Annotated in this window: 14 protein-coding genes and 1 pseudogene; 12 read left to right on the top strand and 3 right to left on the bottom strand. The window is 67.6% G+C overall.

The annotated features are described in order from the left end of the window. Positions 1-191: 191 nt before the first annotated feature. Positions 192-997, top strand: a protein-coding gene (locus AFR_RS45020) for an IS5 family transposase (protein ID WP_202963983.1) whose coding sequence is annotated in 2 segments (ribosomal slippage) — positions 192-540 and positions 540-997 — 807 coding nt in all. Because the reading frame shifts where the segments join, the coding sequence is not laid out codon by codon here. Between the two features lie 1,028 nt (positions 998-2,025). Here the strand turns inward: AFR_RS45020 and AFR_RS12280 are convergent. Beyond that, a complete protein-coding gene (locus tag AFR_RS12280) occupies positions 2,026-3,009 on the bottom strand; it encodes an AraC family transcriptional regulator (RefSeq protein ID WP_023360781.1) in 984 nt (327 codons plus the stop codon). A 39-nt stretch (positions 3,010-3,048) separates the two neighbouring features. Here AFR_RS12280 and AFR_RS12285 point away from each other — a divergent pair, with 39 nt between their 5' ends. The 4 genes and pseudogenes from AFR_RS12285 (at position 3,049) to AFR_RS48585 (ending at position 8,129) form a co-directional block, all read left to right on the top strand. Next, a complete protein-coding gene (locus tag AFR_RS12285) occupies positions 3,049-3,783 on the top strand; it encodes an SDR family oxidoreductase (protein WP_023360782.1) in 735 nt (244 codons plus the stop codon). A 742-nt stretch (positions 3,784-4,525) separates the two neighbouring features. Then, positions 4,526-5,431 (top strand): hypothetical protein, encoded by a 906-nt coding sequence (locus AFR_RS45025; RefSeq protein ID WP_238547269.1) that lies wholly within the window; start codon positions 4,526-4,528, stop codon positions 5,429-5,431. Between the two features lie 573 nt (positions 5,432-6,004). Next, positions 6,005-6,795, top strand: a pseudogene (locus tag AFR_RS45030) (IS5 family transposase); the annotation flags it as partial. Positions 6,796-7,055: 260 nt separating this feature from the next. Then, positions 7,056-8,129: a Type 1 glutamine amidotransferase-like domain-containing protein gene (locus AFR_RS48585; RefSeq protein ID WP_023360785.1), complete on the top strand. Its 1,074-nt coding sequence runs from the start codon at positions 7,056-7,058 to the stop codon at positions 8,127-8,129. Here AFR_RS48585 and AFR_RS48680 read toward each other — a convergent pair. Beyond that, positions 8,126-8,710 (bottom strand): SDR family NAD(P)-dependent oxidoreductase, encoded by a 585-nt coding sequence (locus AFR_RS48680; protein WP_023360786.1) that lies wholly within the window; start codon positions 8,708-8,710, stop codon positions 8,126-8,128. The genes AFR_RS48585 and AFR_RS48680 overlap by 4 nt on opposite strands. 39 nt (positions 8,711-8,749) lie before the next feature. Between AFR_RS48680 and AFR_RS12310 the strand changes: the two genes are divergently transcribed. The 7 genes from AFR_RS12310 to AFR_RS12340 all read left to right on the top strand — a co-directional run bounded on the left by AFR_RS12310 (position 8,750) and on the right by AFR_RS12340 (position 14,279). Further along, positions 8,750-9,670 (top strand): hypothetical protein, encoded by a 921-nt coding sequence (locus tag AFR_RS12310; protein WP_023360787.1) that lies wholly within the window; start codon positions 8,750-8,752, stop codon positions 9,668-9,670. A gap of 72 nt (positions 9,671-9,742) precedes the next feature. Continuing rightward, positions 9,743-10,066 carry a TY-Chap domain-containing protein gene (locus AFR_RS12315; protein WP_023360788.1) on the top strand — a complete coding sequence of 108 codons (324 nt, stop codon included), beginning with the start codon at positions 9,743-9,745 and terminating at the stop codon, positions 10,064-10,066. Between the two features lie 53 nt (positions 10,067-10,119). After that, complete coding sequence (locus tag AFR_RS12320) at positions 10,120-11,301, top strand: helix-turn-helix domain-containing protein (RefSeq protein WP_158510532.1); 1,182 nt, start codon at positions 10,120-10,122, stop codon at positions 11,299-11,301. A gap of 244 nt (positions 11,302-11,545) precedes the next feature. Next, a complete protein-coding gene (locus tag AFR_RS12325) occupies positions 11,546-12,058 on the top strand; it encodes a hypothetical protein (RefSeq protein WP_023360790.1) in 513 nt (170 codons plus the stop codon). Positions 12,059-12,206: 148 nt separating this feature from the next. Beyond that, the gene (locus tag AFR_RS12330) at positions 12,207-12,731 is read left to right on the top strand and encodes a hypothetical protein (RefSeq protein ID WP_023360791.1); all 525 of its coding nucleotides are present in this window, start codon (positions 12,207-12,209) and stop codon (positions 12,729-12,731) included. Positions 12,732-13,253: 522 nt separating this feature from the next. Next, on the top strand, positions 13,254-13,808 hold the full coding sequence (locus AFR_RS12335) for an NAD(P)-binding domain-containing protein (protein WP_041840813.1): 555 nt from the start codon (positions 13,254-13,256) through the stop codon (positions 13,806-13,808). Positions 13,809-13,874: 66 nt separating this feature from the next. Beyond that, entirely contained in the window at positions 13,875-14,279 is a 405-nt protein-coding gene (locus tag AFR_RS12340) for a PPOX class F420-dependent oxidoreductase (RefSeq protein ID WP_023360793.1), read from the top strand. 213 nt (positions 14,280-14,492) lie between these two features. Here AFR_RS12340 and AFR_RS12345 read toward each other — a convergent pair whose 3' ends face one another. Continuing rightward, positions 14,493-15,512, bottom strand: a complete 1,020-nt coding sequence (locus AFR_RS12345) for an aldo/keto reductase (RefSeq protein WP_023360794.1) — start codon at positions 15,510-15,512, stop codon at positions 14,493-14,495. Positions 15,513-15,588: the final 76 nt, after the last annotated feature.

Consider the following 15,588-nt stretch of genomic DNA (forward strand, 5'->3'; position numbering starts at 1 on the left):
ATCCTTGAAAGGGGACTGAGGGGCGGGGTGGGCCGGTCAGAGTCGAGTTCAGTTCGGGAGTTTCATCTGCACTTCCCACTGACCACCGTGACCAAGGCGACGTTGGCGGCCCACTCGCTTAGAGGTCAGTTCAGAATGAGCGGACGTGGTGTGCGGCTGGGTCCCGCCGGGCCGGCCTGAGACTGCTGGTCGTGGTCGATCGTGTGGTGACTGATGAGTTGTGGCTGCGATTGGAACCGTTGATCCCGGTGCCTGAGCGCCGGTACCGGTTCCCGGGCCGGCGCCGGGCCGACAACCGTGCCGCGCTGGAAGGGATTCTGTTCGTCGTCAGTACCGGTATGCGGTGGAGCGACTTGCCTACGGCCATGTTCGGCGCCTCCGGTGCGACGTGCTGGCGCCGGTTGAAGGAATGGCACCAAGCCGGCGTGTGGCAGCAACTGCATCAAACGGTGCTTGCGGAGCTGCGGGCGGCGGGTCTGCTGGACCTGGCCCACGCGGTCGTGGACTCCTCGCACTTGCGGGCTCTCAAAGGGGGGACCTCACCGGTCCCAGCCCGGTCGACCGGGGCCGGCTGGCCAGCAAGCACCACCTGATCACCGACGCTAGTGGGCTACCACTGGCGGTCATCCTGACCGGCGGCAACCGCAACGACGTCACCCAGCTACTGCCGCTGATCGACGCCATCCCACCGATCCACGGCCTGCGAGGACGGCCGAAACGACGACCGCGCAGGGTGTTCGCCGATCGCGGCTACGACCACGACAAGTACCGCCGCCTGCTACGGCAACAACGCATCACACCGAAGATCGCCCGCCGCGGCGAGGCTCACGGCTCCGGGCTGGGCAAGCATCGCTGGCTCGTTGAACGGACCTTCTCCTGGCTGCACAACTTCCGACGGCTGCGAACCCGCTACGAACGCCGAGCCGACATCCACCAAGCCATGATCAGCATCGCCTGCTCCGTAATCTGCCTACGACGCCTACTCAGCTCATTTTAAACTGACCTCTTAAACGGACGCGGATTACGGCCACAACAGGGCTGGAAGGCCAGATCGACGCGACGTTGTGGTTCCTTGATCGGTTCTGTTGGGCTGGACTCGGCGCACGCTGGAGGTGGCTGTGGTGAGACGAGCGCAGGTCAGGATGAAGCTAGCCACCTAGGGTGCTCAGGCCACGACCGCTCAGCTCCAGAAAGGAGAGCACTGTGGGGAAAGATCGCCATCCCGCGCAGATGCGGCGGGTGACAGTCAGCAGTGTTGCCGACGTTCTGCTCGCGACAGGCGTGCCGCATGTATCGGTGCAGGCTTGGGGGGGGGGGGGGGGGGGGGGGGGGGGCTGGGTCCGGATCGATGTCGTTGGTCGTCCAGGCTCTGGCATCTCGATCGCCCGTGAACGAGTCGCCATGACTTTCGAAGACCTGCGGCATAGCGACTTCTGGACAGTCCGTCCAGCTGGCACGACTTACAGATGGCGACCCTGGCGATCCTGGGTGACCATCTGTGACCCCGGTATCGAATGGACTGACCCGCGGACCGGATTGAACTTCTTCGGCGGCCCGGTGTGGTAGACGCTGACTAGTGCTGGTGCCGTGGCACCTGAGCAGACGGAGTCGCCATGCCAGATGTCCGTTCGCTGCGGGTAAATGGTGATGAGCAGTCCGAATGTGAATGCTCCTGTGTCGCCATGCGGCAGACAGAGCGGATGGCCAATTTTCGGTGAAGGGCTCGGGTGCACGCTCGGACAGCACAACCACGGATCAGCCTGCAAGTTTGATGCTTACCGTGCCTTTGCTTTGCAACCTCGGCGCAACGCCGCCATGTGGCAGCAGCGAGGACAAGGCGACGACCGGATGTCTGACACGGACTCACCGTCGGCCTCCACGGTTGTGCACCGTCCTAGCAGGAATGTCGAACGCGCCCGCAGATCGAGGTGGAGCAGGAAGCCGACGACGAGGCAGGGCCCGCCTCGCGCCAACACCGTGGCTGGCAACAGCGCGCTTGGGCACCTCCGGCCGATCGGCATCTGCCTACGTTCGTGTCATGCGTTCGCCCGGAGCGTCGCGGTACTGCTTGGGCGAGGAGCCGACCACGCGCCGGAAGGCCGTGCTGAAGGCGCTCTCGGACTCGTAGCCCGTGGCGACGGCGAGTTCGGAGATCGAGCGGGTGTTGCGGCGCAGGGCGTCGCGGGCCAGGCTCATGCGCCACTGGATCAGGTATTCCCCGGGTGTGGTGCCGAGCTGCTTCTTGAAGGCGGCGGCGAACGCCGAACGGGACATGCGGGCGATGCCGGCCAGTTCCTGCAGGCTCCAGCGGTGGGAGATATCGGCGTGCAAGGCGCGCAGGGCCGCACCGACGCCGTCGTCAGACAGGGCTCCCAGCCAGCCGGCGGGGTGGTCGGTCTGGTCGACGTGGGCGCGCAGTACGTGCACGAAGAGAATCTGCACGAGGTGGTCCAGCACCAGGGAGCTGCCGACGGTGCGGTTCTTCGTCTCGGTGCTGAGCAGGTGGGCCACTTGAGCGAGCTGCCCAAGGCTCCGGTCGCCGGCCCTGACGTGCACGAGCCTCGGGAGCACGTCGATCAGCATCGTGGTGTTGGCCTGGTCGAACCAGAACTGCCCACCGCACATGCTGAAGTCCTCGTCCGCCTCGGTGCCGATGCACACCCGCCCCTTCACGGCGCTCTCCCAGAGGGCCTGTGCGGGCAGCGGTTCGACGGTGGGGGAGCTGGCCAGCCGGTACGCCGGAGGGTTGACCAGCAGAAAGACGTCGCCCTTGCGCAGGCGCACGGGGTCGCTGTCGTCTTCGAACACCAGCCAGCACTCACCCTGCTCAATGCCGCCGATCTTCACGTACTCGAACGCCTCGAAGCGCAGCGCCCACGGCCCGGCCGCGCTGAAGTCCGGATCGACCGCCGTGCGGGGACGTAGCAGGCCGATAGCGGCGGCGATCGGGTCGCTGGACCCGAGCGGCGACCGGGACTTGGACGATACGTAAGAAATTGCGGACTCCACGTTATGGATCGTACAGCGGATGGGATCCACCATCGTTTCATGACCACCACGCAGCAGACCGCGCTTGTCACGGGCGCCAACAAGGGCATCGGGTTCGAGACCGCCCGCCAGCTCGCCCAGCTGGGCTTCACCGTCTGGCTGGGATGCCGTGATCAGGGCCGAGGCGAAGCGGCAGCGAAGGAGCTGGCCGCCGACGGCGACGTCCGCTTCGTTCGCCTCGACCTGACCGACACCGTCAGCATCCAGGCCGCCCAGGAGCACATCGCCGAGCACAGCGGCACCCTGGACGTTCTGATCAACAACGCCGCCATCGCCCTCGGGAGTCAGGAAGGTCCGCCCAGCACCATGAGGCCCGAGACGATCGAAAAGACGCTGGAGGTGAATTTCTACGGCACGCTGCACGTCACCCAGGCCTTCCTGCCGCTGGTGCGTAAGGCGGAAGCCGGGCGCATCGTGAATCTGAGCAGCTCGATGGGCTCGCTCACCATGCTCACCGCTCCCGAGCAGCCGCTGGCACCGTTCGGCGTGAGCTACGCGTACTCCTCGTCCAAGACCCTCGTGAGCACCCTCACCGGCTGGCTCGCCGTCGAACTGAAAGACACACCGGTGAAGGTGAACTCGGTGTGCCCCGGGTTCAACGCCACCGATCTCAACGGCAACATGGGAACACAGCACCCGTCCGAGGGCGCGAAGGTCGTCGTACGTGCCGCCACGCTGCCTGCCGACGGCCCCAGCGGTAGCTTCTTCGACGACGCCGGCCCGGTGAGCTGGTGACTTCCAGGTTGTAAAGCGCCCGCAGGTACTGCCGGCGCTGCCGCCAGTCGGCCTGACCGGGGAGCCGTGCGGAGCTACTCGGGCAAGACGGTCATGTTGATCTTCTGCACGAGGTCGGCGATCGCCGTCACCCGGTCCATGTCCCACCCCTCGGGCACCTGGCCGGGGAACGGGTCGTCACCACCCTCCACGAAGAGGGTTTCCGGGCCGCCTGGTGTGAAGAGGAACAGGGTGCGGGCATCGGCGGAGCCGATGTTCCGGAAACGGTGGCGGCGATTGCGGGGGATAAACAGGAACGAGCCGGCCCTCCGCTACGAACGTCCGGTCTTCGTCCAGGAACTCAAGGGCGCCGTCGCAGCGGACTGGGCAGCTCCGACTCGATGCGCCAGCACCTGACCCTCCGTATCGGGCTGACACCGTCGGCGTACCGGCGATCCTTCACGCGATTGCCGGAACACCGGTAGCGGCGCGGACAGAGCGAGCCGCATTCGGTCTGCTCAACCGCAGCGCGGGTCAGCTCAGGGGCGGGCCAGCTCGCCGAGGGCGGGCGTGGGTAGCGCCGCGCTCAACCAGCAGCTTGACCGACAGCTCGTTCAGCCGGAAGGTGGCTGGCGGCTGCACGCCCCGGGAGTCGCGTCGTTAAAGAAACTTTAAGGAACGCTTGCTCAGCGTCATGAACTGCTGCCCCATCATTGCTCGTATACCTCGGCACAAGCAGTACCGAGACGAAGAGGAGCCGTGCATGTATCGACGCGGAATCAGCAGCCGGACGCGCAAGCTGGTGATTGGAGGTGCCGCCGCAGCGCTGCTCGGCTCGGCGCTCGCTGTCGGCACGGGGATGGGTCAGGCCGCCGAACAGGGCAACGCCGGAGCCAGCTCCGGCAACATCAACGCTTTGGTGCCGGCGCTGGGGTTCAGCCCGGGTGATCCGAACGCGACGGCCGACCGCGTTGGCCCTACCGGGGTAAAAGTTCCCGGTCGCTGCCCACCCACTCAAGCCCAGGTGAACGCGCAGGTAGCGCTCAAGAATGCGAACCTGCCGAGTGGAACGGACCTCGAGAGCCGCATCCAGCGTTTTGAGAAGACCTTGTCGGCGATTCAGGACTTGAAATGCCCCGCGTCTTCCACGACTTTGCTGGGCCGCTTGAAGTCCTTGACCGCGCTGCGCGGAGACGCGAACCGCGACAACACCCTGCGTGGTTTGGGTTTGAACGAAACGCCAGCAGATAAAGCCGCCGGTACAGGATCCGGTGACGCGGCCGCGGGTGGAGCGCCGGGGAACGACGGAGCCAGCTCCGGTGACGTCAACGCTTTGGTGCCGGCGCTGGGTTTCAGCCCGGGTGATCCGAACGCGACGGCCGACCGGGTTGGCCCTACCGGGGTAAAGGTTCCCGGTCGCTGCCCACCCACTCAAGCCCAGGTGAACGCGCAGGTAGCGCTCAAGAATGGGAACCTGCCGAGTGGAACGGACCTCGAGAGCCGCATCCAGCGCTTTGAGAAGACCTTGTCGGCGATTCAGGACTTGAAATGCCCCGCGTCTTCCACGACTTTGCTGGGCCGCTTGAAGTCCTTGACCGCGCTGCGCGGAGACGCGAACCGCGACAACACCCTGCGTGGTTTGGGTTTGAACGAAACGCCAGCCGGATAGAACCGAGGGGAACGCGCGCGCCGCAAAACGCGCCAGCGAAATGAGCGGCTCGCGGAGCGGCGCCGCGGACAACGGCAACCTAATCCCTCGCGGATCCTGATCCACCGCACGGAACCGCCTCGCCGGAGGCCTCGCACCACGGGGGTCTCCGGCGCGTCCGTGTGTGAGCCATGCGCGCGGTGATCTTCGGCTACTTCGGCACGCTGACCGACCCCGGCGCTGAGGAGTATCGCGAGCCCCTCGCGCACCGTACCGGCGAGCTTCTCGGCGGCTGCCGGCCACGGTTCTGCGAGGCGCTGGCCGGGAGCCTCGGCGAGCGCACCATCGGGGTCCACGGCGGGACGGACAGCACGCTGAGGGCGGAGGCGCTTTCCTGCGGAGCAAAACCGTCATCTGCCCAGCTTCCCGTCGCGCTCGGGCATCACCGGAGCGGTCGTGCCCACCTCCGCAAGCCGCGGCACCACGCGCTCGGCGTCCCGGCGGAACTTCGGCGGCGCCCGCTTAGAGGTCAGTTCAGAATGAGCGGACGTGGTGTGCGGCTGGGTCCTCCGGGCCGGCCTGAGACTGCTGGTCGTGGTCGATCGTGTGGTGACTGATGAGTTGTGGCTGCGATTGGAACCGTTGATCCCGGTGCCTGAGCGCCGGTACCGGTTCCCGGGCCGGCGCCGGGCCGACAACCGTGCCGCGCTGGAAAGGATTCTGTTCGTCGTCAGTACCGGTATGCGGTGGAGCGACTTGCCTACGGCCATGTTCGGCGCCTCCGGTGCGACGTGCTGGCGCCGGTTGAAGGAATGGCACCAAGCCGGCGTGTGGCAGCAACTGCACGAAACGGTGCTTGCGGAGCTGCGGGCGGCGGGTCTGCTGGACCTGGCCCACGCGGTCGTGGACTCCTCGCACTTGCGGGCTCTCAAAGGGGGGACCTCACCGGTCCCAGCCCGGTCGACCGGGGCCGGCTGGGCAGCAAGCACCACCTGATCACCGACGCTAGTGGGCTACCACTGGCGGTCATTCTGACCGGCGGCAACCGCAACGACGTCACTCAGCTGCTGCCTCTGATCGACGCAATCCCACCGATCCGCGGCCTGCGGGGCAGGCCGAAACGACGACCGCGCAGGGTGTTCGCCGATCGCGGCTACGACCACGACAAGTACCGCCGCCTGCTACGGCAACAACGCATCACACCGAAGATCGCCCGCCGCGGTGACGCTCACGGCTCCGGGCTGGGCAAGCATCGCTGGCTCGTTGAACGGACCTTCTCCTGGCTGCACAACCTCCGGCGACTCCGGACCCGCTACGAACGCCGAGCCGACATCCACCAAGCCATGATCAGCATCGCCTGCTCCGTAATCTGCCTACGACGCCTACTCAACTCATTCCGAACTGACCTGTTAGCAGGCATCGTGGTGCCGCTCGACGGCCTGCCCCGGCCCTGCATCGTCCGGGTAGCCCTTCCCAGCAACGGCCACATCGCTCGCAATTAGCGGCGTCACTGACCCAGCTGTACCTGACCTCGTGCTTCTGGCGCCTGCCCCGGGCGCGGTCAGTCGGCTGGGGCTGCGGCTGGTCGGCTCTGAGTGATAACCTCCGAAACCACTTGCAGTTTGCAATCGGTTATGGAGGAACGATGAAGCTTCTTCTCACGTCGGCTGGCGTCAACAACGCGAGCATCCACGAGGCGCTGCTCGGCCTGTTGGGTAAACCGATCGCCGAGGCCACCGCTCTCTGCATCCCCGCCGGCATGTACGGACACCCCTGGGCCAAGCCGACCGGCGCGTGGGAGTTCATAGCCGGCAAGTCTCGGCAGCCGATGACCGAGCTGGGCTGGAAGTCGATGGGCGTACTCGAGCTGACCGCGCTGCCCAGCATCGACCGCAACCATTGGGTGCCCTGGGTCGAGCAGGCCGACGTGCTACTGGCCGGCGGCGGCGACGCCCTCTTCATGGCCCATTGGATGCGCGAATCCGGCCTGGCCGCTCTGCTGCCCTCACTGGGCGACAAGGTGTGGGTCGGCTTCAGCGGCGGCAGCATGGCGATGACCCCCTGCATCGGCGACGACTTCATCGGCTGGAAGCCGCCATCCGGCGCCGACGAGGCCCTGGGCGTCGTCGGCTTCTCGATATTTCCACACGTCGACCACCCCGACCTGTCGGAGAACACCATGGCCGCGGCCGAACGGTGGGCCGCCACGCTGCCCAACCCGGCCTACGCCATCGACGACGACTCCGCCATCCGAGTCGTCGACGGCGCCGTCGACGTCATCACCGAGGGTCACTGGAAGCTGTTGTCGCCCACCGTTTCTACCGACGGCCTCCCGGTGCTGGAGCTCGCCGCTCCCGGCCCCCTGCGCGACTCCGGCGTCGCCGCGATCCTCGACGGCACCAAGACGGCGATGACCGGTCTGCCTGCTCTCCACGAGTCCTTGCCCACGGTCGGCGACCGCTTCTGCGTCGTCAACTCGAATGGCGATCCTGCCGCCGTCATCGAGATGACCCGCGTCACCACCGAGCCGATCGGCTCGGTCACCGCCGCCTACGCCCACGCCGAGGGCCGCGGCTACCCCGACACCACTGCCTGGCGAACCGCCCACGAGGAGTTCTTCTGCAGCGACATCGTCACCGGTTTCCTCGGCTACACCCCCGACCTTACCGACGACACCCCCGTCCTCACCCAGCGCTTCGTCCTGGTCGGGCGCGCCTAGGAGGCGTCGCCGGCTCGGTACCGGCGTTGCCCGGCAGCCACTGGCGCTGGGCGCCAGCGGTCTGGTCGTAGTCGGCGATGACCTTGTCCGGCGCGACCTCGGCGGCGGAGTTGCCGGCCCAGTCGGTGGCGAACATGCCCGGCTCCGACGATGACGACTTTGATCCCCAGCGGGGCGACCTCCTGCGCGAGGGCCTCGGACAGACCTTCGACGGCGAACTTGGAGGCGCTGTACCAGCCCAGGGACGGAAAAGACCGGATGCCGACGATGGAGGAGAGGTTGAGGATCGTGCCGGAGCGACGAGCCCGCATACCGGGCAGGACGGCATTGGTGACCGCAGCCAGCCCGTACATGTTGATCTCAAGCATTGCGCGGACAGCGACATCATCGCTCTCCTCGACCGCTGCGAAGTAACCGATGCCGGCGTTGCCGAGTAGCTGCCGGCCGCCGAGACGACGGCGACGTCCTCGGGGCGGGCCTGGCGGTGACGCGAGGCCACGGTCGTCGAGCGAGGCTTGACGCGGCGGCCGGGCCCTCGGCGCCTGACCGGGTGTCCGGTGTTGCCCGGTGTTGCCCGGCATTGAACGTTCCTGCAGGCCATGGCGGCTTGAGTGGACGTCATGAAGCCCACCACGAGACGTGACGCGACCGCCCGGGGGCGGGCCCTGCTGGCGTGCGGCCTGGCCTTGCTGCTGGCCCTGGCCGGGTGTGACGGCGGCGGCGAGCCGGCGAGCGGCGACCAGAAGCCGCCCGAGCGCACCTCCTGGCCGCAGCCGGTCGACGGCAAGCTCACCACGGACATGTGCGACCTGCTGGGTCCGGACGACTACGCCGCGGCGGGCGCCCTGGCGAACGCCTTCGACGAGCGCACGCTGGAGCGCGGAACCGCGGCGCGAGGGCTGTCCTGTCATTCCGCCGGCGAGAACTGGCTGACGCTCAACCTCCAGCCCGATCCGGTGTCCGGCGGTCTCTACTACGACTGGTTGCTGCGCGGGATCGGCAAGAACGCCGGCCCGCCGGCGCAGCAGCGCGAGAACGTGCTGCCGGGCGCCGACGAGAGCTGGTTCTCCGCCGTGGACCGCGGCCATCAGCTGATGGTGCGCCGCGGCGGGCTGATCGTCGGCCTGCACTTCGGGTTCCTCAACAAGGACATCGACCATCTCGCCGCGGCCACCAAGCTGATCGGTCTGGTGCTGGAACGGACCCAGGCCGGCACGACGGCCACCGGCGAGCCGCACCACGTGACGCTGACGGTCACCGGCCGCCCGGCGCAGCCCGGTCCGGTGGACATCCAGTACCTCGACCCCAACACCGTCCAGCTGGTCAGCGAGAAGGGCGTGACCCTGCCCTGGACGAAGAAGTTCGATGTCGCCTGGTACGGGCCGACCAGCCCCGGCATCACGCTGAACGCCAACCTGAGCACCCCGACACTGAACAAGTACCTGACCTGCGCGATCACCGTAGACAGCAAGAAGCTCGACGACTCCGAGCCGCGGATGTCGTTCACGACCTGCCGCGGCAAAATCTCCGAGGCGCAGTAAGCATGGTTCCGGAGGGTCGCTCCCAGATGCGCACGATGCTGGCGGCGGCGGCGTGGCCCGGCCGCCACGATCGTGCTCACTGCGTCACCCAGCGCGATCGAGCTCGAATGGGCGGACAACGCGTACCAGCTGCTCGCGGAGGCGTGGGACCACGGCGGTCCCCGGCTCCGCGAGCTGGGCTGGGGCGGCCCGCACGTACCGCTGGCAATCCGTCGGTGGCGCTGGCCTGGCCGTTCTCGCACGCGTCGGCGCGGGCCGGTCGAGCTGATGACCCGTACGCTGCGCGACGTGTACGGCGCCGATCCACGGAGGCTGCGGTATCGGGCGGCGTACGGAGTCTCCGATGAGGACTGGGACGCGAGCCGGCTGGGCCTCGCGGAGCGGCTCACGGGCTGAGCGCACCGGCGCCGGGTCACCTGAACGGGTGAAGTTCTCCTAGACTGTCTGCCGTGAGTGACGAGCGTCGTGGGCCGGATCCGGTGGCGGCGTTCTGCACCGAGCTGCGTCACCTCACCCAACGCTGCAGCCTGTCGGCCACGGCCGCGTCCCGCCGCCTGCACATCAGCCGCAGCCAGTACTACGCCGTCATCAACGGTGAGGTGCGCCGGCCGCCGGACTGGGCCAAGGTCGAGGTCATCCTGAGGATGTGCGAGCAGCCCGACACCGCGATCGGCGAGTGGCGGCAGCGGCACGACGAGATGGTCTTCGGGTACGACCGGCTGCGTACCCGTCGACGCGCCGTGCCACCGGCCGACGCGGCGCCGGACAGCGCCGCCGCCGTGGTCCCGGCTCCGGAGAGCAGCCCGGCCCCGGCCCCGGAGATCGACCTGGCCCGGGTGGCCGGTCGCGGCGCGGAGCCGACGGCGGACGACGAGCCGGCCGAGCCGGACGATCGGCCCGCCCGGCGTGCGAGCTGGCGGCGGGTCCTCACGGTGGCCGCGGTCGTGGTGCTGCTGGCGGCCGTGGGTGGAGCGGCCGCCCGGATCGCCGTCTCGGGCGTGCCCGGCGACGCCGGTGGCCTGCGGCCGAGCACCGGACCGTCCACGACGGCCACCGTCCTGCCTGCCCTGGCCGGCGACGGCACGCTGGGCGCCCCGCTGCCCGGGGCGGCCCCCGAGACCGGCAACCCCGCCGACCCCGACGAGCGCAAGGCGTGCGTCAGCGACGCCCCACCGCCCGGCACGGAGCTGCTGACCGTGCCTCGCCGGCACCGTCCCGGCAACAACAAGATGAACAACGACTGGTGGGGCTCGACCGAGCAGGTCAGCTTCAACGCCGCCAACCCGGCCGCGTTCGATGCGAACGTCGCCGCCGGCGGCGAGCACGTGTGGGACGTCATCATCCTGCACAGCTGCGTCCCGCTGGTCGCCGGTCACCGCTACCTGCTGCGGTTCACCGCGGCCACCAACCCGGCCGGGCCGGTGATGATGCGGGTGCAGGACAGCGTCCAGCCGGAGGCCAGCGAGTCGGTCACCCAGACGCTGGACTTCACCCCGCGTGCCGCCGCCCGGACGATCAGTTTTACCGCGAAGCACACCAGCCGCAGCAGCGAGGTGACCTTCCAGGTCGGCGACTGGGAGGGCCCGTTCCGGCTGCGGGTGATCGACATCAGCCTGACCGAGACGGCTTAGCGTCGGATGCGCGACACGTGCCGTGTATGTACTGCCGAGCTTTATGGCGGCCGTCGCTGAGTCGACAGGGGAAGCAAGCGCCGCCCGGCCTACCGGAAGGCTGATTCCACGCCGCGACTTCCACGCCGCGACGCGATGGCGCGTTGTCGAGCGCGAAGGCGCCGTTGCGTTGATTGATCAGCGGCCTGGCCGAATTCTCCTGACTGAAGGCATCGAAATCGATCGGTCCCGATAGGGTGGGGCCATGAAGAAGCCCCTTGGTGTCGCGGTCGTGGTCATCGGCCTGGCGGCTGCCGCGTCGCTCAACTCCATCGGGGTCGCTTCGGCTGGCCAGCAGCCCGTGCCGGCCATGGTCATCTCCACCCCGGTGGCGAGCGTGGCCGTGCCGGCACCTCCGGCGATCAAGGACAGCGACCCGTCGCTCACGTTCAGGCAGAACGGCCGCATCGTCACTATCACTCGCAGGTCCACTCCGGTCGCCACCGTGACGCTTACCTCGGCCACCTGGTCGGCCCACTCCGCTACAGCCGTCCTCACGGTCACCGCCACCCGTCCGATCATCGTTGACCCGGCGATGTTCACCCTCTACGACGCCGAGGGCTGGGAAAATGAAGCGGAGCAGAGCAAGCCGGTACGGTTCGGGGCCGGCACCGCCGCGCTCACCCTGACGTTCACCGGTACCCCCGCACGACCCGAGGCCTTGGGCTGGGTGGCGAAACCCGACGGCGATGCCGTCGCCGTGTGGGAACGCGGCTGATCGGACCGGTCAACTGCGCCGCCGCTCATTCTGGACGACGAGGGGACGGGCTTCGTACGGATCTGGTGCGGTTGGCAATTAGGCCTCCTTCCCCTCGGACTGCGTAATTCACGTGCACGCTCCGGCGGCTGGTCGACAGAATCGGATCATGGCGCGCTTCGGGATTCAGGATTACGAACCGGACTGGCTGAACGGCCGGGACAGCATCACTGCCGCGCACGGCCGACGTCTGGCGGCCCTGACCGGCCGCACCCTTCAGCATGTCTGGCTGGTTTGGGACCTCGATGTCGATCGGTGGTTCGAGGATGCCCCGGTTCTGCTGGACTTCGGCGACGCGCGGGTCGGCATCGATCATCAGAAGTTCGACGATCTCTGCATCACCTGGAACACCGTCGACCCGAGCCGCATGATCGAGGAGCCCTCCGATGAGGACCCCTTCAATCTCGCCTGGCGGCCAGAGCCCACACCACAACTCGCGGAGTTGGCCGGTCGCACGCTGAACCGTGTGGCACTGCTCGAATGGTCCGGCGCGGACGACGACATGGCCAACGGCAGCGTCGCGATCGGCCTGGACCTCGGTTCGACCTGGCTGACGATTTATAACGCGCTGGATGAGAACGGCCTGGCGCTCGGCCCTCCCGACAGCAGCTACCGCCAGCACTACCTCACCTGACGGGCGCGGTCGGCGGCCGCATGCCGACTACCTACGAGGCTGCCTCATGAGCCACCAGGGCGTGCCGTCCGCCGCCCAGGTTGAGGATCAAGCCAAGCGCTGTCGGACTATCAGGACGGACCCTGTGGCTGGTCTCCCAACGGCAGGACGACGACGCCACCCACCACAGCCGCCAGGCCTGCGACGGCGGCGGCAATCAGCGGCGCCCCAAGAACAACGGCTGCTGCCCGCACGCGTCATGTTGCCGCGGCCGTCGTACTCGTAAGGCACGGTGCTGCTGCCGGTCGTGGCCGAGGTGAGCTGGTTCACGGTCATATGCGTAGCCGACCGTGTCGGAAGCGATGGAGTTGCAGGTGCTGACGTTGTAGCAGGCCGGGGCCGATATCAGGGAATCTCGTACGCCCGGATGGCGGTCATCGTGGACGTGTTGCCCGCGGTGTCCGTCGGGTTGGAACGGTGAGCGCTTGACCATGTTCCTGGAACAGGCTGTGGGATGACCGCATCGGCTCAGAAGGGGGAGACATGAACATCACGGTGATCGGACGAGGCACTCTCGGGGGCGGACTCGCCGACCGGTGGGAGCGTAGCGGGCACCATGTGACCCGGCTCGGGCGTGGAGGTGGAGACGCAGGGGCTTCGGAAGTGGTGCTGCTTGCGGTCCCTGGGGACGCTGTGGAGGCGGCTCTGTCCTCGGTCGTCGGGATTGAAGGCAAGACAGTGCTCGACGCCACGAACCTCTATGGCGGCACCAAGCCTCCGGCCGGGTTCGCCTCCAACGCCGAGTACGTCAGGTCGGTGACCGGCGGACCGACGGCCAAAACGTTCAATGCCAACTTTGCGTCACTGTTCGACCGGGTCCCCGATGCCCGGGTCTGGCCAAGCAATCTGTGGTCCGGCGACGACCAGGCGAAGGACGTGGTCGAGCGGCTCAGTCTCGACGCGGGTTATGAAGCGATCCGGTTGGGTCAGCTGACCGCGGCCTCGATCCAGGAGGGCCTGGCCGGTGTCCTGTTCGGGATCGCCCAGTCCGGGCTGGGTGAGTTCGTCTACAGGATGGCACCGCCCGAGCAGCTCTGAACTTCGGCCGCATCGAGGTTGACGCGACTATACCGCACCTAGCGAGTAGGAGTAGTAGGCCAAACCATGACTTCTCAACCAGAGATCATCCCTGGCAAGTTTCTCGATCTTCTGGAGCGACCACTGATCGCGCATCTGGCGACCGTTCGCGAGGACGGCGCCCCGCAGGTCAATCCGATGTGGTTCAGCTGGGACGGCGCTTTCATCCGCTTCACCCACACCAACTTCCGACGCAAGTACCGCAACGTCACGGCGAATCCGGCGGTGTCGCTGTCGATCGTCGATCCGGCCAATCCGTACCGTTACCTCGAGGTTCGGGGTGTCGTCGAGCGTATCGACGCGGACCCGGCGGGTGCGTTCTTCATGGAGCTGGCCCAACGGTACGGCGCCCCGTTCGGCGCTGAGCCACCGGCCGACGCCGCCGCCCGCGTGATTTTCGTGGTGCGCCCCACCGCCACCAGCGCACACTGAGTTCGTTGACCAGTCCTGGTTGCGTCCACACCATTCGGAAGCGCGTCGACCGGGCCGTCCGATGCCGCCACGACGACTGTCGCCGAATGTTGGCATACAGGGCCTGACTTGCCGGGCAGGCTCCTGGCCCCGGTGAACCATCTCAGGCTTCGCCGAGTGCCAGGAGCATCAGGTCAGAGAGGACGCCCACCGGGCGTCGACCAGCAGATCTAGTCAGCGGCGGCGCAGCGTCCTGTCGAGAAGGGCCGGCGGGGTGTCGTTCTTCTCGTAGGCGGCGAGGTCGACGCCGGGAGCGACGATGGTGTCGATGGCTTCGAGCAGGTCGGCCGGGAGCACCGTGTCCGCGGCGGCGAGCTGCGAGTGCAGGTGGTCCATCGTGCGCGGGCCGATGAGCGCGGTCGTCACGGCGGGGTGCGCGGTGACGAAGCCCAGGGCGAGCTGGATCATCGTCAGACCGGCCTGATCGGCCACCTTCGCCAGCTGCTCGACGGCGTCGAGTTTGGCGCGGTTGGCGGGGATGCTGGTGTCGAAGCGCTGTTTCATGAACCCCGAACGGTTGGTGGCGACCTCTTGGCCCGCGCGGATCGCGCCGGAGAGCCAGCCCGAAGCCAGGGGGCTCCAGACGAGCACCCCCATGCCGTACTCCTCGGTCACGGGGAGCACATGGCCTTCGACGCCGCGTTGCAGGATCGAGTAGTTGGGCTGCTCGCTGATGTAGCGGCTCAGGCCGTGCTCGCGGGCGGCCCACTGGGCCTGGACGACCCGGTAGGCCGGGAAGGTCGACGAGCCGAAGTAGCGGATCTTGCCGGCCCGTTGCAGGTCGGTCAGAGCCGACAAGGTCTCGTCGTCGCTGGTGGCCGGATCCCACCGGTGAATCTGGTAAAGATCCACATAGTCGACGTCCAACCGGCGCAGACTGTCGTCCAGCGCGGTGACGAGCCAGCGCCGGGACCCGCCGCTGCGGTTGCGGTCCGCACCCATCGGCAGGCTTGCTTTGGTGGCGAGCACGATGTCGTCACGGCGTCCGGCGATGGCCTTGCCGACCATTTCCTCGGACTGACCACCGCTGTAAACATCTGCCGTGTCGATGAGGTTCACCCCGGCGTCGAGAGCGGCTCCGACGATGGCACTCGCCTCGTCCTGAGTCGTGTTGCCGATCTTGCCGAAGTTCATGGCGCCCAGCGCGAGTGTGCTGACCTGCACGCCGGTGCGCCCAAGGGTTCGGTACTGCATGTTCGTCTCCCGTTGTGATCGATGTCGGCAAGCGGAACAGAGTTCCGTTATCAGGATACGGAACGATGTTCCTCTT

Origin of the sequence: Amorphoplanes friuliensis DSM 7358 (assembly GCF_000494755.1) — a bacterium.
Classification (GTDB): Bacteria; Actinomycetota; Actinomycetes; order Mycobacteriales; family Micromonosporaceae; genus Actinoplanes; species Actinoplanes friuliensis.

What these genes read in the sequence shown, in the direction of transcription:
- AFR_RS12285 (WP_023360782.1), top strand. Translation starts at nt 3,049, where the DNA reads ATGACCACCACGCAGCAGACCGCGCTTGTCACGGGCGCCAACAAGGGC.
- AFR_RS45025 (WP_238547269.1), top strand. Translation starts at nt 4,526, where the DNA reads ATGTATCGACGCGGAATCAGCAGCCGGACGCGCAAGCTGGTGATTGGA.
- AFR_RS48585 (WP_023360785.1), top strand. Translation starts at nt 7,056, where the DNA reads ATGAAGCTTCTTCTCACGTCGGCTGGCGTCAACAACGCGAGCATCCAC.
- AFR_RS48680 (WP_023360786.1), bottom strand. Translation starts at nt 8,710, where the DNA reads ATGCCGGGCAACACCGGGCAACACCGGACACCCGGTCAGGCGCCGAGG.
- AFR_RS12310 (WP_023360787.1), top strand. Translation starts at nt 8,750, where the DNA reads ATGAAGCCCACCACGAGACGTGACGCGACCGCCCGGGGGCGGGCCCTG.
- AFR_RS12325 (WP_023360790.1), top strand. Translation starts at nt 11,546, where the DNA reads ATGAAGAAGCCCCTTGGTGTCGCGGTCGTGGTCATCGGCCTGGCGGCT.
- AFR_RS12330 (WP_023360791.1), top strand. Translation starts at nt 12,207, where the DNA reads ATGGCGCGCTTCGGGATTCAGGATTACGAACCGGACTGGCTGAACGGC.
- AFR_RS12335 (WP_041840813.1), top strand. Translation starts at nt 13,254, where the DNA reads ATGAACATCACGGTGATCGGACGAGGCACTCTCGGGGGCGGACTCGCC.
- AFR_RS12340 (WP_023360793.1), top strand. Translation starts at nt 13,875, where the DNA reads ATGACTTCTCAACCAGAGATCATCCCTGGCAAGTTTCTCGATCTTCTG.
- AFR_RS12345 (WP_023360794.1), bottom strand. Translation starts at nt 15,512, where the DNA reads ATGCAGTACCGAACCCTTGGGCGCACCGGCGTGCAGGTCAGCACACTC.